This window comes from Brevundimonas sp. TSRC1-1, assembly GCF_049898245.1.
GTDB lineage: Bacteria > Pseudomonadota > Alphaproteobacteria > Caulobacterales > Caulobacteraceae > Brevundimonas > Brevundimonas mediterranea_A.
Window position 1 is genome coordinate 52,530 of the sequence record NZ_JAFCXI010000004.1, and the last position, 17,290, is coordinate 69,819.

Here is a 17,290-nt window from a genome sequence, read left to right on the forward strand (position 1 = left end):
GCAAGCCTACCAGAGGCGCGCCACGCCGAAGCTGTCGAACACCTGTTCATTGGAGACGAGCGTCAGGTTGTTGATCAGGCCCTGGGCGATCAGCAGCCGGTCGAACGGGTCGCGGTGCGTATGGTCCAGCCGGCCGGCGTGGGACGCCTCGCGGGCGGTGATCGGCAGGATGTCAAAACCTTCGAGATCGACCTCGGCCTCGAACCGTTCGGCCAGCAGCCCAGCCTTGGGCAGTCGGCCCATGCCGTGTTTCAGGGCGATCTCATAGGCTGACACAGCGCTGACGAAGACATGGGCGTCGCCGTCCCTTATCGCGGCCTCTGCGGCGCGGCTGAGCCCGGCTTCCCCCGACATCCACCAGATGAGGGCGTGGGTGTCGAGCAGCAGCCTCATTCGCCTCGGCCCTCCCACAGACGCAGTTCGTCTTCCGGCAGGGGGTCGAAGAAACGATCATCCATGGCGACGAGGCCCTTCAGCCGACCCGGCTTGCGCTCGGGCTTGGCCGCCGGCTGGAAGGGCACAATCCGTACTGCGGGCTTGTCGCCGCGCGCAATGACGACCTCTTCGCCGCGTTCGGCGGCGGCGATCAGTTTGGAGAGATGGGTCTTGGCGTGGTGGACGGTGACAGTGGTCATGTCGCGCTCCTTGGTCCAAGTAACTTAGCTAACTTCTGAGCTGTCAGCAACTTTCGCCCGGCGAACGGTGGTGCTACGCCTCGCCGCTGCAAGTTTTGCGAGGAATGCCCCATGCGCCACCGTTCTCTCTTGTCCGCCGCCTGCGCGGGAATTGCCTTGTCGGGCGCCCTGATGAGCGCCGCTCCGGCCCTGGCCCAGGTTCCGCCCGCGCCGGTTCCGGCTGCGCCCGCGACGCCTGACGCCTTCACCTATAAGGATATGATCACGGCCAACCGGCTGGGGGATCCGCAGGTGTCGCCGGACGGGCGCTACGTCGTCTATTCGGTGACGACGACGGATGTAGAGGCCAACCGCCGCGCCGGCAGCCTGTGGATGCTGGATCTGGAGACGCCGGACGTGGCGCCGCGCCGACTGGCTATCTCGGACCAGGGCGCCAACACCGCCCGCTGGGGCGGGGACGGCAATCTGTATTTCCTGTCGGGCAAGTCGGGCGCCAGCCAGGTCTGGCGCGTGGCCTCGCCCACGGCGACGCCGGTGCAGGTGACCAATCTGCCGCTGGACGTGAACGCCTATCGGATCAGCCCCTCGGGCGACAAGGTGGCCGTGTCCCTGGCCGTCTATCCGGACGCGGCCGATCTGGACGCCTCGGTCGAGATGGGCAAGGCCATGGCCGAGCGGAAAACAACCGGCCAGGTCTATGACCGGATGTTCGTCCGCCACTGGGATACGTGGAACGACCACACCCAGAACCATCTGTTCGTCCAGTCGATCGGTCGCAACGGTCAGGCGACCGGAACTCCGGCCTGGGTGACCAAGGGCTTCGACGGCGACACTCCGTCCAAGCCGTTCGGCGACGAGAGCGACTTCGTCTTCACTCCTGCCGGCGATTCCATCGTCTTCTCGGCGCGCCTGGCCGGCAAGACCGAGCCGTGGAGCACCAATTTCGACCTGTGGAAGACCAACGGCCTGACCGGCGACGGGACCTTCACCAACCTGACCCAGGACAATCCGGCCTGGGACGCGGGGCCGGTGTTTTCGCCGGACGGCCGCACCCTGGCCTATCGCGCCATGGCGCGTCCGGGCTTCGAGGCCGATCGCTATCAGATCGTGCTGATGGATGTGCAATCGGGCCAGAAGCGCGAGATCGCGTCGAACTGGGACCGTTCGGCCGACACCCTGCAATGGTCGCGCGACGGCCAGACCCTGTACACGACCGCCGGCGACGTGGGTTCGACCAGGCTGTTCGCCGTGGACACGCGCAACGGCGTCGTCACCCCGGTCACCGGCCCCGGCCATGTCTCGGCCTTCCAGCAGACGCCGTCGGGCTTCGTCTTCGCCCAGGACAGTCTGAAGTCACCCAGCGATCTGTATTTCAAGACCTATCTGGGTCGTGAAATGCCGCGTCGCCTGACCCAGGCCAACCCGGCCTTCGACGCCAAGGCCTTCGGCGAATACGAGCAGTTCAGCTTCCCCGGCTGGAACAACGAGACGGTCCACGGCTACGTCATCAAGCCGGTCGGCTATGAGGAAGGGAAGAAATATCCGGTCGCCTTCCTGATCCACGGCGGGCCCCAGGGCTCGTTCGGGGACGGCTGGTCGTATCGCTGGAACCTCGAGACCTACGCCGGGGCAGGCTATGCGGTGGTGATGATCGATTTCCACGGCTCGACCGGCTACGGCCAGGCCTTCACCGACGCCATCAGCCAGCACTGGGGCGACCGGCCGCTGGAGGATCTGCAAAAGGGCTGGGCCGCCGCGCAGCAGAAGTACGGCTTCCTGGACGGTTCCAACGCCTGCGCCCTGGGTGCCTCGTACGGCGGCTATATGATCAACTGGATCGCCGGCAACTGGTCGAACGCCTTCAAATGCCTGGTCAACCACGACGGCGTCTTCGACACCTTCGGCATGGGCTATTCGACCGAGGAGCTGTGGTTCACCGAGTGGGAATACGGCGGCACGCCGTGGGACAAGCCGGAAGGCTATCAGAAGTTCAACCCCGCCAACCATGTCGAGAACTGGAAGACGCCGATGCTGGTGGTGCAGGGCGACCACGACTTCCGCATTCCGACGGCCCAGGGCCTGTCCACCTATACGGCGCTGCAGCGCCGGGGAATCGACAGCCGCCTGATCGTCTTCCCGAACGAGAACCACTGGGTGCTGAAGCCGGCCAACAGCCTGCAATGGCACAATGAGGTGTTCGGCTGGCTGAACAAGTATCTGACCCCCGCCCAATAGGGCCGGGGCGCCGCAGAAACGAAGGAAGGGCGCAGCCGCAAGGCCGCGCCCTTTTTCGTTAGAGACCTGCGCGGGTCTCGGCCAGTTGGTTCAGACGGGCGTATTCGCGCGCCGTCATGCAGCGCGGCGTGGACCAGGTTTCGCCGTTCGAGCGGGCGTTCAAGGTTTCGCGCGCGCTGACGAAGACCGGCTGAACGCCGAACTCGCGCTGGTAGGCGCGACGGGTGGCCGCATCGGTCGCGCAGATCATGACGATCTGTTGGGATTCGGCGCGCTGCGGCTTGGACGTCTCGGCCAGGCTGGGGGTCGCGGTCGCCGCAATGGCGGCGAGAACCAGCGCGGGCGATGCAAATCGGGTCATTGAGCGGGTCATCGGGCATCCTCCTGTGGCCTGAATTAAGATCAGGGCTCTGATGAAATATGCGCCGAATTTTCGCGTTGTAAAGTTTTTGCGACAACTGAGCGCATAACTGACAAAATTTTAGGCCGGGAGAGGTCGGAGGGGACCGGGCGGCTCCAAACCGCGACTTGCGCGTTCTGTCTGGCTCACGGAGCCGATTGTTTGGCCAAGATGCTGAAGTGGAACGAATTGTGGTCGGACCTGCGTCGCAGGGGCATAGATCCGGCTGTGGCTCGCGCGCGAAGCTTTCACGATTGGGTGCGGCGGAATGACCCGGTGTACGCCGCCGTCCGACGGCCCGGTCGCGCCGAGGCCTGGGCGGGGAGCGTCGGCCTTCTTCTGATCGGCCTGGCCGTTCTGGCTCTGATCCTGTTCGACTGGAACATGGTGCGCGAACCCATCGGACGCTGGGCCTCGGCGGCGTATGATCGCGACATTGCGCTTCAGGGCGACCTGGACGTCCATCTGTTCAGCTGGACGCCTTCGGCGGTGGTGCGGGGTCTCAAGATCGGCGGGCCGGAGTGGGCGCGGGATCGCGATACGGCCGATGTGGACGAAATCCGCGCCTCGGTGCGGCTGCGCAAACTGTTCGCCGGCCAGATCGAAATGCCGTTGCTCAGCTTCACCCGCCCCCGGCTGGTGCTGATCACCGACAAGGACGGCCGCAACAGCTGGGACCTGAACCCCGAAAGGCCCGACACGGGCGAGGGGATGAAACTGCCGGTCATCCAGCAGCTGGTCATCACCGACGGCAGCCTGGTCTTCGACGAGCGGAGACGCGGTCTGAAACTGGAGGCGACGGTCGATGCGCGCGAGGGGCAGGGTGACGACGCCGGTTTCGTGCTGGACGGCGAGGGCGAGGTCAATGGCTCGCCGCTGACGCTCCGCGTCCGGGGCGGCCCTTTCATCAATATCCGTCGTGATCGACCCTATGACTTCGAGGCGAGCGTCAGCGGCGCGGGCTCCAGCCTGACCGCCAAGGGGGCCGTGACGCGGCCGTTCGACCTGGGCCGGTTCGACGCCACCCTGAGCTTGCAGGGGCGCGACCTGTCGGACCTGTATCTGCTGACGGGGGTCGCCCTGCCCAACACCCCGCCCTATCGGCTGAAGGGCGCGTTGAAGCGGAACGAGAATATCTGGACCTTCAGTGATTTCGACGGCCGGGTCGGGGCCTCGGACCTGTCCGGCGATGTGCGGGTCGATGCGGCGAAACGGTTGCGGGTCGATGCGGAACTGACGTCGCGCCGCCTCGACATCGACGACCTGGCCGCCGTCCTGGGCGCCCGGACCGTGACGAATGCGGCGGGATCCAATACCGAGGCGCCCGTGGCCGTCGGCGGCAAGCTGCTGCCCGACGCGCCGCTGCAGACCGAGCGGCTGCGGGCGATGGACGGAAGCCTGAGCTATCGGGCGGTCGCGGTGAAGGCCAATGACCTGGATGTGCGGGCGGTGAACCTGGGCGCGGAACTGAAGGACGGCGTCCTTGATCTCGATCCCGTCAGTTTCAACTTCAATCGGGGCGAACTGAACGGCACGGCCCGGATCAATGCGACGCGCGACATCCCCTACAGCGTCGTCGATTTCCGTCTGGCCGGCTATCCGCTGGAATCCATCATTCCCGCGCGCGACGGAACTGCGCCCCTGACCGGGCGCGCTCTGGGCCGTGCGCGGCTGGAAGGACCCGGCGCCTCGATCCATGATTTCGCAGCGGCGTCCAAGGGCTCGCTCAGCCTTGTGGTGCCCGACGGTCAGATGCGGTCGGCCTTCGCCGAACTGCTGGGCATCAACGCCAGCGCCGGCCTGCTGAAACTGTTGCGCGGAGACCAGTCCACGGCCCAGATCCGGTGCGCCGTCGCCGATTTCGACGTGCGGGGCGGCGCGGCGACGGTCAAGACCCTGGTCATCGATACGGATGTGGTTCTGGCCCAGGGCACAGGCACGATCGACCTGGGGGCCGAAACCCTGGACCTGCGTGTGGATGGCGAATCCAAGAAGCCGCGCCTGCTGCGGGTCTGGGCGCCCATCACGGTCAAAGGGGCCTTGACCGCCCCCCAGGTCGGCGTCGATGTCCGCGCCCTGGTCGGCCAGGGCGGGGTCGCCGGTCTTCTGAGCGCGGTGGTGGCGCCGGTCACGGCCCTGTTCGCCTTCGTCGATCCGGGCCTGGCCGAGGATGCGAACTGCGGCCGGCTGATCGCCGGGGCGCGATAAATCTGCGAAGGGTCTGGGCCGAGCGAGGGGCGACGACGTATTGGAAGCCATGGACTGTATCGCATGACCCGGCGCGGCCTGTTGGCGCCCATTGCGGGCCTGATGGCGGCCGCCTGTTCACCCCTGGGCCTGCTCAACAGTCTGGGGCCGAGGGACGGGGGCGTGCGACGGGTGGCGCGCGACATCGCCTATGGCGATGATCCCCGCCAGAGGCTGGACCTGTACGCCCCGACCGCGCCGGGGACCTATCCGGTCCTCGTCTTCTTCTATGGCGGCGGCTGGGATTCAGGGTCGCGCGACCTCTATGGCTGGGCGGCCCAGGCCCTGGCCGCCCAGGGGTTCGTCGTGGCCCTGCCCGATTACCGCGTCGTGCCCCAGGTGGTCTTTCCGGCCTTCATCGAAGACGCCGCCGTCGCCACGGCCAAGGCGGCGGATGTCGCCGCAGCCTATGGCGGCGATCCGGAACGAGTGGGGGTGTTGGGCCATTCGGCCGGCGCCCATCTGGCCCTGATGATCAGTCTGGACCGCCGCTATATGCAGGCGGTCGACCGCCCTGGACTGATCAGGGCGGCGGCGGGTCTGGCGGGCCCCTATGATTTCCTGCCGTTCGACGTGGGGGCGTCCCGGAACGCCTTCGGCCGCGCCCCCGATCCGACCCTGACCCAGCCCGTCACCTTCGTGCGCCCCGACGCGCCGCCGATCTGGCTGGGTCACGGCACGGCCGACGTCGTGGTTCACGCCGAGGACACGACCGTTCTGGACCAGAGAATGAAAGCGGTCGGCGGTCGGTCTGAGGCGAAGCTCTATCCGGGTCTGGACCACGCCGACCTGATCGCGACCTTCTCGCCCCTGTTCCGCAAGAAGGCGACGATTCTGGCCGATGTGACCGGCTTCTTCCACCGCGAACTGGGCTGATCGCCGAGCGGGGACTTTTCAAGAATGCGACTTAATGCCAATATGTCGGCTGGTCGGATTTTAGTATTCGTACCGATCATTCACGGCCCGTTCCGAACCTGTCTGGCTCCGGCGCCCACGCGTGCCGAACCTGCTGGCTCCGGGGCGGGCCGTCTTCGTTTCCGCGCCATATGGCGGCGGGAAGACTCACCGACAGGAAGGATGGTGCGGGCGGCCGGGGTCGAACCGGCACTCCTTTCGGAACTGGATTTTGAGTCCAGCGCGTCTACCAATTCCACCACGCCCGCAGCGGAGCCGGTCTCATGCCACAAGGGCATGAGCCGGGTCCAGAGGGTCTTCACCGCATCATGAAGTTTACGCGGACGGCCGTCCTGTGCGGGGCGCAGCCGAGCGCCGCAGGCGGATTTCGGGATCGCTGCAATGATGGGGCCCGATCAGGCCGCCACCTCCACATGGCTGTCGGTCCCGCCGGCCAGCACCCGTCGGGCGCGGATGTACATCTCGACCCGCTGCAGGACGATCAGTCCCATGGCGAAGACCAGGAAGGCGTCGGTGACGGCCATGGCGTTCAGACGCCAGTCGGCGGCGTGGGTCTCGATCAGGTCGCGCAGGCCGGCGCGGCCCGCGAACAGCACGACCAGCAGGATCAGGCCCAGCGGCGAAGCCTGGGCCATCAGCGAACCGTCCGGCTCCTTCTCTATGGTGACGGTCTTGCCGCGATACCAGCCGGCCAGGCCGCCCAGGACGGCGCCGATGGCCAGCACGGCCCAGGCGCCGGGGCCGAACGGCGCGTGGACGGCGCGAGGACTATAGGTCGAGCCCCAGATGCCGAGCCCGATCAGGGGCACGACGATGGCGGGCATGATCCACAGGAACTGCGGCTTCAACGGCCGCTTGCGCCGGTTCTTCAGCAGCACCAGGACCAGCACGGCCGGGAAGACCAGCAGCGGTATGAGTTTCTCGGGCGGCATGTCGTTCTCCAGGCCTCCCCCGAGGCCGACATCGGTCAATCTGGCGTGGTCAGGCGTCGCGCGGAAGCGGCTCCACCGTCTGCTCGATGGCCCCGAAGATCGAACGATGCTGGTCGTCCATCATCTCGATCCGGACCGTGTCGCCATGGGCCAGGAAGGGGGTCTCGGCGGCGCCGCGCAGGATCGTCTCGACCGTGCGGACCTCGGCGATGCAGGAATAGCCCAGGCCGCCCTCGGCGACCGGCTTGCCGGGGCCGCCGTCGGCGTCGCGGTTGGAGACCGTGCCTGAACCGATGATCGTCCCGGCCGACAGCGAGCGGGTCTTGGCCAGATGGGCGATCAGGGTCCCGAAGTCGAAGGTCATGTCCACGCCCGCGTCGGCGCGGCCGAAGGGCTGGCCGTTCAGCTGGACGGTCAGTTCGCCGTGCAGCTTGCCGTCCCTGAAGCGGTCGCCCAGCGCATCCGGCGTCACGAAGACGGGCGAGAGGGCGCTGGCGGGCTTGGACTGGACAAAGCCGAAACCCTTGGCCAGTTCGGCCGGGATCAGGTTGCGAAGCGACACGTCGTTGACCAGGCCGACCAGGCGGATGGCGGCCAGGGCTTCGTCGCGCGTCGCGCCCTGGGGCACGTCGCCGACGACCACCACGATCTCGGCCTCAAGATCGCAGCCCCAGGCGGGGTCGGCCAGGGGGATGGGATCGCGGGGCGCCAGGAAGCCGTCGGAGCCGCCCTGGTACATCAGGGGATCGGTCCAGAAGCTGGCGGGCATCTCGGCGCCCCGGGCGCGGCGCACCAGCTCGACGTGATTCACATAGGCCGAGCCGTCAGCCCACTGATAGGCGCGGGGCAGGGGGGAGGCGGCGTCGCGTTCGTGGAAACGGCCGCGCGGCACGGCCTCGTGCTCGAGGCTCTCGGCCAGGGCATGGAGCCGGGGGCCGCAGCGGTCCCAGTCGTCCAGCGCGGCCTGGAGGGTGGGGGCGATCAGGAAGGCGTCGGTGAACCAGTGCAGGTCCTGCGAGACGACCACGAGGCGGCCGTCGCGGCCGTGCTTGAGCGAGGCGAGTTTCATGCCCAAGGCCTAGACCGATTTCGCGCCGGGGGGAACAGAGGGGCGGTCAGTGACGGGGGAGGGGCGGGGCGTCGTCCTTTTCCACCTTGGGCGGCAGGGTCGTTGCGAAGGCGCGCTGGAGGGCCGAGAGTTCTGAAATCCGGCTGGCGCGATCGCTCCAGTAAATGTGGAACGCCTCGACCGCTTGTCGGATCTGGATGCGATGGGCCGCCACAAGCTCCTGGGGGGACGGGCAGGGCGGGGGCGCGGGCGGAGGGGGCGGCGCGGCCTCCGTCACGACATAGCCGTCCTCGACGCCCGTTCCGCAGAGGCCGGACGTGAGAACCTTCGCCTCTTCCAGCTTGTAGCTGATCGGGACCGGTCGCACAGGGGGCGGGCTCGGTTCCGGGGGCTTCGGCTTGGGCTTGTCGGCCGCCTTGCCCTCCAGCGCGTCATCCAGCTTCTTGAGCGGAAGACCAGAACAGATGGTCAGAACAAATCCCAGTTCGCGACGGACGGTCGCCACAAGCTCTCGCGCCGCCGGCTCTCCGTCGCCGACCGCGCGAATGGCGCGTTCTGACGCTTGCAGAATGATCTCGTACTTGCGCTTGATGATCGTGACCAGGACGACTTCCTGTCGCCGGCGCTCTCCGTTGACGCCCAGCCAGTTCGCAATGACGGCCGCCGCCACGGCGCTCAGGATCGAAAGGATGAACGCGGTCGCGCCGTCCCAGATCACGGGCGTCGCAACAACCTCGGCGGGAAAGTCGGTTTGTGTCGGCAGCATTGTCATCCCCCACTCGCCACATCATGCCGCAGCGGCGAAGCTGGGCCAAGTGAAAGGTTAACGATGTTCGGTGAGCAGGGCCTTGGCCTCGGCGCCGGCGCGGGCGGCGGGGTCGCGCACCTCGACCTCGACGACCACCCCGCCTGCGGGTTCGACCGCCCACAGATAGCGGCGCTCCACCTCGACCTCGCGGCCGGACGGGGCGAAGCCGACATAGGAGTCGCCCCAGGGGGTGATCTTCTTCAGCTCGACAAAGGGCATGGCGCAGGCGGCGTCCAGCTCTTCCTCGGCCATCTTGGTCAGTTCGTCGTCGGTCGGGGTCATGGGGTCAGTCTTACAGGAGGGAACGGCTTTTTGCTTTCGTCATCCTCCGGGCCGCGAAGCGGAACCGGGGGACCCAGCGGCGCCGGAGGCGAAATCCATCCGCCGCAAGAACGCTAAGGGGCGAGTCCGCGACAGGTTCGCGCTCGCGCGCGCCGCTGGGTCCCCCGATCTGCGCCGCTGCGCGGCTTGTCGGAGGATGACGAAAGAGGAGGTCAGTCTTCGTCGGCATAGATAGCGACGTGGGGCGGCGTATTCGAGGACACCGCCCCCCGATACATGCCCGAGGTGTTCATGGCGAAGGCCGGGGCGCCGGTCAGACCCATGACGATGACGCCGCCGTCGCCGCCGATTGAGCCGACGTCGGCGATCTCGGCTTCGGCCGCCGCCTGGACGGTCGCGCCGTCGGCGGTGCGGCGACAGATGTCGCGGGCCACGGTGGAGCGGATGAAATACTCGCCCGAGCCGGTCGCCGAGACGGCGCAGCCGTCGGCGTTGGAGGCGTAGGTTCCGGCGCCGATGATCGGCACGTCGCCCACCCGGCCCCAGCGTTTGGCGGTCATGCCGCCGGTCGAGGTGGCGGCGGCGAGGCGGCCCCGACTGTCCAGGGCCACGGCGCCGACGGTGCCGAACTTCCTCTCGTTCAGCGGCGGGGCGACGGCGGCCTGGGCTCCCGGCGTCGATACGTCGGCGGGACGGGCGGGCAGGGGCAAGCCGGCCTCGGTCAGGGCCTTGATCAGGCCCTGCCAGCGGCGTTCGGTGAAGAAGAAGGCCGGATCGACCTGTTCCAGCCCGGCCTGGGCGGCGAAGGCGTCGGCGCCGGGGCCGATCAGCATGACGTGGGGCGACTGTTCCATCACGGCGCGGGCGGCGGCGACCGGGTGGCGGGTGGTGGTCAGCCCGGCGACGGCGCCGGCGGTCAGGTCCGCCCCGTTCATGACGGCGGCGTCCAGCTCGTTGCGGCCGGCCGCGGTGAAGACGGCGCCCCGCCCGGCGTTGAACAGGGGATCGTCCTCCATGACCTGAACGGCGGCCTGGACGGCGTCCAGCGCCGAGCCGCCCTGTGACAGGACCGCCGATCCGGCGTCCAGCGCCCGTTGCAGGGCGGCGCGATAGGCGGCGTCCTGAGCCGGGGTCATGTGGTCGCGCTCGATGGTCCCGGCGCCGCCGTGGATGGCGAGAGACCAGCGGGGGGCCGCGGGGGTCTGGGCCAGCACAGGGTTTGAGAGTCCGAAAACCGCGAAAACGACTAAGAACGCGTGGCGGAAGTGTGCGTATCGTCTGGATGACATGGACATACCTCTTTCGCCTCGGGAAACGCAGACGGGAGTATAGCCCGGTTTGGCAGGGGTGTTGGAAAACCGTCGAAATCAGGCCCTCGCCGCGCGTCCGCCTCGACCCCCGGCGGGCTCCAATTGCAGGCCTGTGCCGTGTATGGCTCCCCGATGACCAGCGAAACCGTCACTCTTGCCGACTCCGATCCCGCCGAGTTCGCGATCTTCAAGACCGAGTTGCAGGCCGCGTTCGCCGTCGCGGTCGTCGATGAGTTCGGCAACGAGCCGGATGAGCCGATTCCCCCGGACGAGGTGTTGGACGGCGCCGCCAGGGCGCCTGGCGCCGTGGTTCTGCGCATCGTGTGCGATGGCCGGAAGGTCGGCGGCGCCGTCGTCACAATCGACCCCGTGACCCATCGTAACTCTCTCGACCTGTTTTTTCTGAAGATTGGCGAGGAGGGGCGGGGGCTGGGCCTCAAGGCCTGGCGCGCCATCGAGGAGCGCTTTCCCGAGACGATCGCCTGGCAGACGCACACCCCGTATTTCGAGAAGCGAAACATCCACTTCTACGTCAACAAGTGCGGCTTCCGGATCATCGAGTTTTTCAACAGATATCACCCCGATCCCAATCATCCCGGGGCGCAGGACGACCTTCCCGGAGACGGGGATGCGTTCCAGTTCGAGAAGATCATGCGGACGGCAGGGTCGGAACCCTGAGCCGATCGGGGGGAGCGCTTTCCGCCCGTCTCCGCACAGGCCTACCGCCTGTGATGCAGTCGCTTCCACAGGCGGTAGGCGATGATCGGGGCGAAGCCGCAGACCAGGGCGACGGCGAGGGTCGGCCAGAAGCCGATTTCCAGCCAGTAGCCGACCCCGCCCCCGGCGCCGGCCGCGAGGACCGGGCCGAGCCAGGGCAGCCAGGTCGGCGGCCGCATCCGCATTCAGGCGTCGACCTTGATGACGCCGCGACGGATCTGGTCCAGTTCGATGGAGTCGAACAGGGCCTGGAAATTGCCGTTGCCGAAGCCTTCGTTGCCCTTGCGCTGGATGATCTCGAAGAAGATCGGGCCAAAGGTGTCCTGGGTGAAGATCTGCAGCAGCAGGCCCTCCTCGTCCGAACCGTCGATCAGGATGCGGTTCTTGCGCATCCGCTCCACGTCCTCGCCATGGTTGGGCAGGCGTTTGTCGATCAGCTCGAAATAGGTCTCGATCGTGTCCTGGAAATCGACGCCGCGCGCGCGCATGGCCTCGACCGTCTCGAAGATGTTCTCGGTGGTCAGGGCGATGTGCTGGATGCCCTCGCCGTTGTAGCGATGCAGGAATTCCTCGATCTGGGAATTGTCGTCCTGGCTTTCGTTCAGGGGGATGCGGATGGCGCGGTCGGGCGCGATCATGGCCTGCGAGAACAGGCCGGTCGCCTTGCCCTTGATGTCGAAATACTTCTGCTCTTCGAAATTGAACACCGAGCCATAGAAGCCCGACCAGGTCCGCATCTGGCCGCGACGGACATTGTGGGTCAGGTGGTCGAGGATCTCGAGACCCATGGAGTTCTTGCGCTCGGCCTCTTCCCAACCCTCGATCTCGTCCCAGGCGTCATACAGCGAGCCGGCGTCGCCATACTGGTCGATGACGTACAGCAGCGAACCGCCGATGCCCTGGAGGATATAGGGATAGTCGCCCAGCGCCCCGCCGTTCGCATCGGTCGCCGCCACGGCGCCGCGTTCCAGCGCGCCCTCGTAGGCGGCCTTGGCGTCGCTGGTGCGGAAGGCCATGCCGTTGGCCGAGGGGCCGTGGTCGGCGGCGAAGGCTTGGGCCTGACCGTTGGGCGTGCGGTGGACCAGGAAGGAGATGTCGCCCTGTTTCAGGCGTACGACGTCGGTCTTCGGGTTCACGTGGGTCTGGGTGAAGCCCATCAGTTCAAGGCGCGTAATCATCGCCTTGGGTTCCGGGCCGGTGAATTCGACGAATTCGAATCCGTCGACGCCGAGGGGGTTTTCCAGGTTGATCTGTTCCGCCGTCGTCTGGGCAGGGGCCTGATCAGAGGTGGGGGTCATGTCGTTCATGGCGCGTCTCCCGCGTAGCTTCTGTGGCGGGCTTAACCGAAAGGGGCCGCCGATTGGCGCGGAACCTAGTCGCGGATGACGACAGAGCCAAGGCGGTCCCACGGGGTCGTGATGGGGGAGGGAGTTCTGATGGACATCCGCAATCCTGGCGTGTCAGATGGGTGGCCATTGGGGGAGACAGACATGGACTATCTAAAACGCGCACCGTTTGGCGGACTGTTCCTGGTCACATTCACGGTGGCGGCGACGTTTCAGGTGCTGATGGCCCTGTTGGGACTACTTCTCGCATTTCTGTCGCCTGGTCTGTTCTTCATGAACGGCGCTCCGGCCACTTCGCCTGTGCAGGCGGTCGGCGTTCTCCTGTTTCTTCTGGTCGTCGGACTGGTCATCAACGCCGGAATATCGGCTATCGGCGCCCTGTTGTGGATGGGCGTCCGGATCGCACTGCCAAAACCCGCCTCCGTTTAAGAAGGGGGTCAGCCCGGCAGAAGCCGCGTCGCCCATTCGGCGCCCAGCAGCAGGCCGGTCGCCACCACGCCCAGGAGCGTCAGCCAGGCCGTCGTCACCGCCGCGCCGGCGATCACGAACAGGCCGTCGCGCTGGATCAGGCCGACCGACAGAAGCGCCAGGGCCACGGAGGGGATGGTGTTGGTCATCGGCAGGACGATGGTCAGGGTGGCCAGGATCATGAAGACCGCCGCCAGCTTCTCGCCCGGTCCATCGGCGAAGCGACGCAGGCGGGGGCGGGAGAACCGGTCGATCCAGCCCAGTTTCGACTCGGCGAAATCGGCCATGGCCTTGAGCCACGAACCCCTGGCGCGCAGCTTCAGCAGCCAGCGCGGCAGCCAGGGCTCTTCCCGGCCCACCAGCATCTGGCCGGCCAGCAGGATGACGGCCACCCCGACCACCTGGGGCACGCCGTAAAGGCCGGGGACCAGGCAGGGAATCGACAGCAGCAGGATCAGCAGCCCATAGGCGCGCTCGTCCAGGCGGTCGCGAATTTCTTCCAGGGTCAGGCCGGCCTCGCCCCCGTCGTCGGACAGCCGACGCAACAGGCGAGCGATGTCGTGGCTGACGTCGTCGGCGTGGCCGGACGGAGAGGGGAGGGTCATGCCGCCTCCTTTAGAGGCGTCGGGAACGGACGGCGAGGGCTTCGATGTCGCGGCGCGTGACGTCGGACGCAGGTCTTGCTAGGGCGTCGCCCCTGCCAGGGGATTTCCATGCTTCGCAAGCTCTATGACGGCGTCTTCAATCTGGCGCGAGGCCGCCACGCGACGCCCGCCCTGGCCATGGTCGCCTTCGCCGAGAGTTCCTTCTTCCCCATCCCGCCCGACGTGATGCTGGCGCCGATGATCCTGGCCCGGCCGGAGAAGGCTTATTTTTACGCCGGGGTCTGCACCCTGGCCTCTGTCCTGGGCGGGATTCTCGGCTACGCCATCGGCTATTTCCTGACCGATCTCGGCCTGGCGATCCTTCGGGTTCTCGGCCATTCGGACGGGCTGGATCATTTCCGCCAATGGTTCGCCCAGTGGGGGCTGTGGGTCATACTGATCAAGGGGTTGACCCCCATTCCCTACAAGCTGGTGACCATCGCCTCAGGCCTGGCGGCCTTCAGTTTCCCGGTCTTCATGGGGGCGTCGGTCGTGACCCGGGGCGGCCGGTTCTTCCTCGAGGCCTGGATCCTGAAGCGCTGGGGCGCGGCCATGCTGGCCCAGGTCGAGAAACGCCTGGCGCTGTGGTCCGGGATCGGCCTGGTGGTGTTGATCGCCCTGATCGTGATGCTGAAGCTTCTGTAAGTCGACGGCGACGCCTTGGCGGGTTAAGACCGCTGCACGATGAGAGACATCTATCGCCTGATGACCCGTTGGTGGACCGCCTTCGCCCTGGCCGCGTCGCTGGCCATGCTGGGCGCGGCCCACGCCTTCGAGCGGTTCGCGGGCCTGGCGCCCTGCAACCTCTGCCTCAAACAGCGCGAGGTCTATTGGGGCGCGGTCGCCGTGGCGGCGGTGGCCACCGCCTGGACCTTGCTGAGCGGCAGCCGGCGCGGCACGCCCCGGATCGCCGCCTTCCTGCTGGCCGCCGTCTTCGCCACCGGCGCCGTCACCGCCGTCTTCCACATGGGCGGCGAGTACAAGTGGTGGAGCCTGCCCGCGACCTGCATGGGCGGGGGCGGCGTCGATCTGGAAAGCCTGACCGCCCTGGCGCTCGGCACAGGGCCGGCCCAGAGGGTGGCCATGTGCGATTCCGTGGCCTGGAGCTGGCTGGGCCTGTCCATGGCCGGCTGGAACGCCCTCCTCTCCCTCGCGTTGGCGGGGTTCAGCCTGCTGGCGGCCAAACGCCCCAAGGACGCCCGCGCCCCCCGGATCGAAAAGGCCTGACGCCATGACCGACGCGGCGACCCCCGACTCCCGGCCTCGTCCCCCTCTGCCCCGGCCAGGCCGCGGCGCCGACAAGGCGCGGATGGATGAGATCCTGCGGGTCGATCACGCCGGCGAATATGCGGCGGTCCTGATCTATCGCGCCCAGAAGGCCGTGTTCGAGGGCCGCAAGGCGCACGGCGGCATGGTGCGCGACCTGGGCGAGATGCAGGATCAGGAGGCCGTGCACCTGGCCCGGTTCGAGCGGCTGCTGAACGAGCGCCGGGTGCGGCCCACGGCGATGACGCCGCTGTGGCGGATCGCGGCCTCGGCCCTGGGCGCGGGCACGGCCCTGATGGGCGAGAAGGCGGCGCACGCCTGCACCGAGGCGGTCGAGAGCGTGATCGAGAAACACTATGCCGAACAGATCGCCGAGATCGGCGAGCGCGATCCCGCGCTGGCCGCCGAACTGAAACAGTTCCGCGACGAGGAACTGGCCCACCACGATCACGCCATCGAACACGGCAGCCGCGAAGCCCCGGCCTATCGGCTGCTGAGCGGGGTGATCAAGGCCGGCTGCCGGGTGGCGATCAAGGTCAGCGAGAAGGTTTAGACGTCTCCTCCCCCATCGCTACGCGACAGGGAGGAGACGGGAACCTCAGAAGATCTCGAATAGCCCCGCCGCGCCCATGCCGCCGCCGATGCACATGGTGACGACGCCGTATTTTGCGCCGCGCCGCTTGCCCTCGATCAGGACGTGGCCGGTCATGCGGGCGCCGGACATGCCGTAGGGGTGGCCGATGGAGATGGCGCCGCCCGAGACGTTCAGCAGTTCGTCCGGGATTCCCAGGGTGTCGCGGCAGTAGAGGACCTGGACGGCGAAGGCCTCGTTCAGCTCCCAGATGCCGATGTCGTCGACCGTCAGGCCGTGACGTTTCAGCAGTTTGGGCACGGCGTAGACCGGGCCTATGCCCATCTCGTCGGGTTCGACCCCCGCAACCGCCATGCCGCGATAGGCGCCGAGCGGCTGGAGATTGCGCTTCACCGCTTCGCCGGCCTCCATGATGACGCAGGCCGAGGCGCCGTCCGACAGCTGGGAGGCGTTGCCGGCGGTGATATATTCGCCCTGCTGGACCTCCTCGCCGCCGCCGAAGACCGGCTTCAGGGTCTTCAGCCCCTCCAGGGTGGTTTCAGGCCGGTTGCCCTCGTCCTTCGACAGGGTGATCTCCCGGGAGGTGGTCTCGCCGGTCGCCTTGTCCGTAACCAGCATGGTGGTGGTCATGGGCACGATCTCGGCGTCGAGCCGGCCTGCCGCCTGGGCCGCCGCCGTGCGCTGCTGGGACTGAAGCGCGTATTCGTCCTGGCGGTCGCGGCTGATGTCATAGCGGCGGGCCACGACCTCGGCCGTCTCCAGCATCGACATATACATGTGGGGCGCCAGCTTCAGCAGGGCCTCGTCCTTGGCCCGGTACAGGTTCATGTACTGGTTCTGGACCAGGGAGATGCTTTCGAGCCCGCCGCCGACCGCCATTTTCTGCTGGTCGAACATCACCTGTTTGGCCGCCGTGGCGATGCCCATCAGGCCCGAGGCGCACTGGCGGTCCAGACTCATGCCCGGAACCGAAGAGGGCAGGCCGGCGGCCAGGGCGATCTGGCGGGCGACGTTGGTGCCGGTCGAACCCTGTTGCAGGGCCGCGCCCATGATCACGTCCTCGATCTCGGCCGGATCGACGCCGGCGCGCTGGACCGCGTGTTTCACCGCATGGGCGCCCAGCTGCTGGGCCTGGGTGTCGTTGAAGGCCCCGCGATAGGCCCGGCCGATGGGAGTGCGGGCGGTGGAGACGATGACGGCTTCGCGCATGACGGAGATCCTTCTGTGTTGGGCGGGCCTGTCGCGCCTTACGCGCGACTTGGACCAGAACGGTTTCCTCTGCGACGAACTTAGGCCCCTCACGTGGCGTCAACGCAAGCCGGGACACGGCACGAGAGGCGCGGTTTCCCGACCCTCGTTCGCTCATTGTGTTGAAACGGCGCCACAGTCGCCACATTCATCTCAGGCGGGCGGAACAACCGGCC

The 17,290-nt window shown here is 67.4% G+C and carries 20 protein-coding genes and 1 tRNA gene; 8 read left to right on the forward strand and 13 right to left on the reverse strand.

Annotated elements, in window-relative coordinates:
- Nucleotides 1-6: 6 nt before the first annotated feature.
- Together ACP7CK_RS13800 and ACP7CK_RS13805 are read right to left on the reverse strand one after the other, a co-directional pair.
- Nucleotides 7-393, reverse strand: coding sequence for a type II toxin-antitoxin system VapC family toxin (locus tag ACP7CK_RS13800; protein ID WP_154726864.1), 387 nt, complete (start codon nucleotides 391-393; stop codon nucleotides 7-9).
- Complete coding sequence (locus ACP7CK_RS13805) at nucleotides 390-635, reverse strand: type II toxin-antitoxin system Phd/YefM family antitoxin (protein ID WP_035309809.1); 246 nt, start codon at nucleotides 633-635, stop codon at nucleotides 390-392. The genes ACP7CK_RS13800 and ACP7CK_RS13805 overlap by 4 nt, the downstream gene beginning before the upstream one ends.
- Before the next feature lie 111 nt (nucleotides 636-746).
- Between ACP7CK_RS13805 and ACP7CK_RS13810 the strand changes: the two genes are divergently transcribed.
- Entirely contained in the window at nucleotides 747-2,870 is a 2,124-nt protein-coding gene (locus ACP7CK_RS13810; RefSeq protein WP_426026395.1) for a prolyl oligopeptidase family serine peptidase, read from the forward strand.
- A gap of 58 nt (nucleotides 2,871-2,928) precedes the next feature.
- On the opposite strand, the gene ACP7CK_RS13815 is transcribed toward ACP7CK_RS13810, so the two are convergent.
- A complete protein-coding gene (locus tag ACP7CK_RS13815; protein WP_008264222.1) occupies nucleotides 2,929-3,243 on the reverse strand; it encodes a hypothetical protein in 315 nt (104 codons plus the stop codon).
- 198 nt (nucleotides 3,244-3,441) lie between these two features.
- Here ACP7CK_RS13815 and ACP7CK_RS13820 point away from each other — a divergent pair, with 198 nt between their 5' ends.
- Nucleotides 3,442-5,478 (forward strand): AsmA family protein, encoded by a 2,037-nt coding sequence (locus tag ACP7CK_RS13820; RefSeq protein ID WP_426026667.1) that lies wholly within the window; start codon nucleotides 3,442-3,444, stop codon nucleotides 5,476-5,478.
- 63 nt (nucleotides 5,479-5,541) lie between these two features.
- Nucleotides 5,542-6,393: an alpha/beta hydrolase gene (locus tag ACP7CK_RS13825; protein WP_426026396.1), complete on the forward strand. Its 852-nt coding sequence runs from the start codon at nucleotides 5,542-5,544 to the stop codon at nucleotides 6,391-6,393.
- Nucleotides 6,394-6,595: 202 nt separating this feature from the next.
- Here ACP7CK_RS13825 and ACP7CK_RS13830 read toward each other — a convergent pair.
- The 6 genes from ACP7CK_RS13830 to ACP7CK_RS13855 all read right to left on the reverse strand — a co-directional run bounded on the left by ACP7CK_RS13830 (nucleotide 6,596) and on the right by ACP7CK_RS13855 (nucleotide 10,737).
- Nucleotides 6,596-6,680 (reverse strand) — tRNA-Leu (locus ACP7CK_RS13830).
- 147 nt (nucleotides 6,681-6,827) lie between these two features.
- Entirely contained in the window at nucleotides 6,828-7,364 is a 537-nt protein-coding gene (locus ACP7CK_RS13835) for a DUF1453 domain-containing protein (protein ID WP_426026397.1), read from the reverse strand.
- A 49-nt stretch (nucleotides 7,365-7,413) separates the two neighbouring features.
- Nucleotides 7,414-8,433 carry a fumarylacetoacetate hydrolase family protein gene (locus ACP7CK_RS13840; protein WP_426026398.1) on the reverse strand — a complete coding sequence of 340 codons (1,020 nt, stop codon included), beginning with the start codon at nucleotides 8,431-8,433 and terminating at the stop codon, nucleotides 7,414-7,416.
- A gap of 46 nt (nucleotides 8,434-8,479) precedes the next feature.
- Nucleotides 8,480-9,199, reverse strand: coding sequence for a hypothetical protein (locus tag ACP7CK_RS13845; RefSeq protein WP_426026399.1), 720 nt, complete (start codon nucleotides 9,197-9,199; stop codon nucleotides 8,480-8,482).
- 57 nt (nucleotides 9,200-9,256) lie between these two features.
- Complete coding sequence (locus tag ACP7CK_RS13850) at nucleotides 9,257-9,523, reverse strand: hypothetical protein (RefSeq protein ID WP_267514499.1); 267 nt, start codon at nucleotides 9,521-9,523, stop codon at nucleotides 9,257-9,259.
- Nucleotides 9,524-9,735: 212 nt separating this feature from the next.
- A complete protein-coding gene (locus tag ACP7CK_RS13855; protein WP_426026400.1) occupies nucleotides 9,736-10,737 on the reverse strand; it encodes an isoaspartyl peptidase/L-asparaginase family protein in 1,002 nt (333 codons plus the stop codon).
- A gap of 228 nt (nucleotides 10,738-10,965) precedes the next feature.
- Between ACP7CK_RS13855 and ACP7CK_RS13860 the strand changes: the two genes are divergently transcribed.
- Entirely contained in the window at nucleotides 10,966-11,511 is a 546-nt protein-coding gene (locus tag ACP7CK_RS13860) for a GNAT family N-acetyltransferase (RefSeq protein WP_426026401.1), read from the forward strand.
- Between the two features lie 41 nt (nucleotides 11,512-11,552).
- On the opposite strand, the gene ACP7CK_RS13865 is transcribed toward ACP7CK_RS13860, so the two are convergent.
- Both ACP7CK_RS13865 and hppD read right to left on the reverse strand, forming a co-directional pair.
- On the reverse strand, nucleotides 11,553-11,735 hold the full coding sequence (locus ACP7CK_RS13865; RefSeq protein ID WP_372705587.1) for a hypothetical protein: 183 nt from the start codon (nucleotides 11,733-11,735) through the stop codon (nucleotides 11,553-11,555).
- Entirely contained in the window at nucleotides 11,736-12,848 is a 1,113-nt protein-coding gene (gene hppD / locus ACP7CK_RS13870; RefSeq protein ID WP_426026668.1) for a 4-hydroxyphenylpyruvate dioxygenase, read from the reverse strand.
- Between the two features lie 138 nt (nucleotides 12,849-12,986).
- Here hppD and ACP7CK_RS13875 point away from each other — a divergent pair, with 138 nt between their 5' ends.
- Nucleotides 12,987-13,325: a hypothetical protein gene (locus ACP7CK_RS13875; RefSeq protein WP_154726928.1), complete on the forward strand. Its 339-nt coding sequence runs from the start codon at nucleotides 12,987-12,989 to the stop codon at nucleotides 13,323-13,325.
- 8 nt (nucleotides 13,326-13,333) lie between these two features.
- Here ACP7CK_RS13875 and ACP7CK_RS13880 read toward each other — a convergent pair whose 3' ends face one another.
- The gene (locus ACP7CK_RS13880; protein ID WP_372705586.1) at nucleotides 13,334-13,969 is read right to left on the reverse strand and encodes an exopolysaccharide biosynthesis protein; all 636 of its coding nucleotides are present in this window, start codon (nucleotides 13,967-13,969) and stop codon (nucleotides 13,334-13,336) included.
- Nucleotides 13,970-14,077: 108 nt separating this feature from the next.
- On the opposite strand from ACP7CK_RS13880, the gene ACP7CK_RS13885 reads away from it, so the two are divergent.
- The 3 genes from ACP7CK_RS13885 to ACP7CK_RS13895 are packed head-to-tail and all read left to right on the forward strand — an operon-like array spanning nucleotide 14,078 to nucleotide 15,827.
- Nucleotides 14,078-14,653, forward strand: a complete 576-nt coding sequence (locus ACP7CK_RS13885) for a YqaA family protein (RefSeq protein ID WP_008258849.1) — start codon at nucleotides 14,078-14,080, stop codon at nucleotides 14,651-14,653.
- A gap of 39 nt (nucleotides 14,654-14,692) precedes the next feature.
- Nucleotides 14,693-15,235, forward strand: a complete 543-nt coding sequence (locus ACP7CK_RS13890; RefSeq protein WP_426026402.1) for a disulfide bond formation protein B — start codon at nucleotides 14,693-14,695, stop codon at nucleotides 15,233-15,235.
- A 4-nt stretch (nucleotides 15,236-15,239) separates the two neighbouring features.
- On the forward strand, nucleotides 15,240-15,827 hold the full coding sequence (locus ACP7CK_RS13895; RefSeq protein ID WP_035310313.1) for a demethoxyubiquinone hydroxylase family protein: 588 nt from the start codon (nucleotides 15,240-15,242) through the stop codon (nucleotides 15,825-15,827).
- 45 nt (nucleotides 15,828-15,872) lie between these two features.
- Here ACP7CK_RS13895 and ACP7CK_RS13900 read toward each other — a convergent pair whose 3' ends face one another.
- Entirely contained in the window at nucleotides 15,873-17,075 is a 1,203-nt protein-coding gene (locus tag ACP7CK_RS13900) for an acetyl-CoA C-acyltransferase (RefSeq protein ID WP_426026403.1), read from the reverse strand.
- Nucleotides 17,076-17,290 lie beyond the last annotated feature (215 nt).

Bases quoted from the DNA above. Each gene is read 5' to 3' on its own strand.
- ACP7CK_RS13800 (WP_154726864.1), bottom strand. From the start codon at position 393: ATGAGGCTGCTGCTCGACACCCACGCCCTCATCTGGTGGATGTCGGGG.
- ACP7CK_RS13805 (WP_035309809.1), bottom strand. From the start codon at position 635: ATGACCACTGTCACCGTCCACCACGCCAAGACCCATCTCTCCAAACTG.
- ACP7CK_RS13810 (WP_426026395.1), top strand. From the start codon at position 747: ATGCGCCACCGTTCTCTCTTGTCCGCCGCCTGCGCGGGAATTGCCTTG.
- ACP7CK_RS13815 (WP_008264222.1), bottom strand. From the start codon at position 3,243: ATGACCCGCTCAATGACCCGATTTGCATCGCCCGCGCTGGTTCTCGCC.
- ACP7CK_RS13820 (WP_426026667.1), top strand. From the start codon at position 3,442: ATGCTGAAGTGGAACGAATTGTGGTCGGACCTGCGTCGCAGGGGCATA.
- ACP7CK_RS13825 (WP_426026396.1), top strand. From the start codon at position 5,542: ATGACCCGGCGCGGCCTGTTGGCGCCCATTGCGGGCCTGATGGCGGCC.
- ACP7CK_RS13835 (WP_426026397.1), bottom strand. From the start codon at position 7,364: ATGCCGCCCGAGAAACTCATACCGCTGCTGGTCTTCCCGGCCGTGCTG.
- ACP7CK_RS13840 (WP_426026398.1), bottom strand. From the start codon at position 8,433: ATGAAACTCGCCTCGCTCAAGCACGGCCGCGACGGCCGCCTCGTGGTC.
- ACP7CK_RS13845 (WP_426026399.1), bottom strand. From the start codon at position 9,199: ATGCTGCCGACACAAACCGACTTTCCCGCCGAGGTTGTTGCGACGCCC.
- ACP7CK_RS13850 (WP_267514499.1), bottom strand. From the start codon at position 9,523: ATGACCCCGACCGACGACGAACTGACCAAGATGGCCGAGGAAGAGCTG.
- ACP7CK_RS13860 (WP_426026401.1), top strand. From the start codon at position 10,966: ATGACCAGCGAAACCGTCACTCTTGCCGACTCCGATCCCGCCGAGTTC.
- ACP7CK_RS13865 (WP_372705587.1), bottom strand. From the start codon at position 11,735: ATGCGGATGCGGCCGCCGACCTGGCTGCCCTGGCTCGGCCCGGTCCTC.
- hppD (WP_426026668.1), bottom strand. From the start codon at position 12,848: ATGACCCCCACCTCTGATCAGGCCCCTGCCCAGACGACGGCGGAACAG.
- ACP7CK_RS13875 (WP_154726928.1), top strand. From the start codon at position 12,987: ATGGACATCCGCAATCCTGGCGTGTCAGATGGGTGGCCATTGGGGGAG.
- ACP7CK_RS13880 (WP_372705586.1), bottom strand. From the start codon at position 13,969: ATGACCCTCCCCTCTCCGTCCGGCCACGCCGACGACGTCAGCCACGAC.
- ACP7CK_RS13885 (WP_008258849.1), top strand. From the start codon at position 14,078: ATGCTTCGCAAGCTCTATGACGGCGTCTTCAATCTGGCGCGAGGCCGC.
- ACP7CK_RS13890 (WP_426026402.1), top strand. From the start codon at position 14,693: ATGAGAGACATCTATCGCCTGATGACCCGTTGGTGGACCGCCTTCGCC.
- ACP7CK_RS13895 (WP_035310313.1), top strand. From the start codon at position 15,240: ATGACCGACGCGGCGACCCCCGACTCCCGGCCTCGTCCCCCTCTGCCC.
- ACP7CK_RS13900 (WP_426026403.1), bottom strand. From the start codon at position 17,075: ATGCGCGAAGCCGTCATCGTCTCCACCGCCCGCACTCCCATCGGCCGG.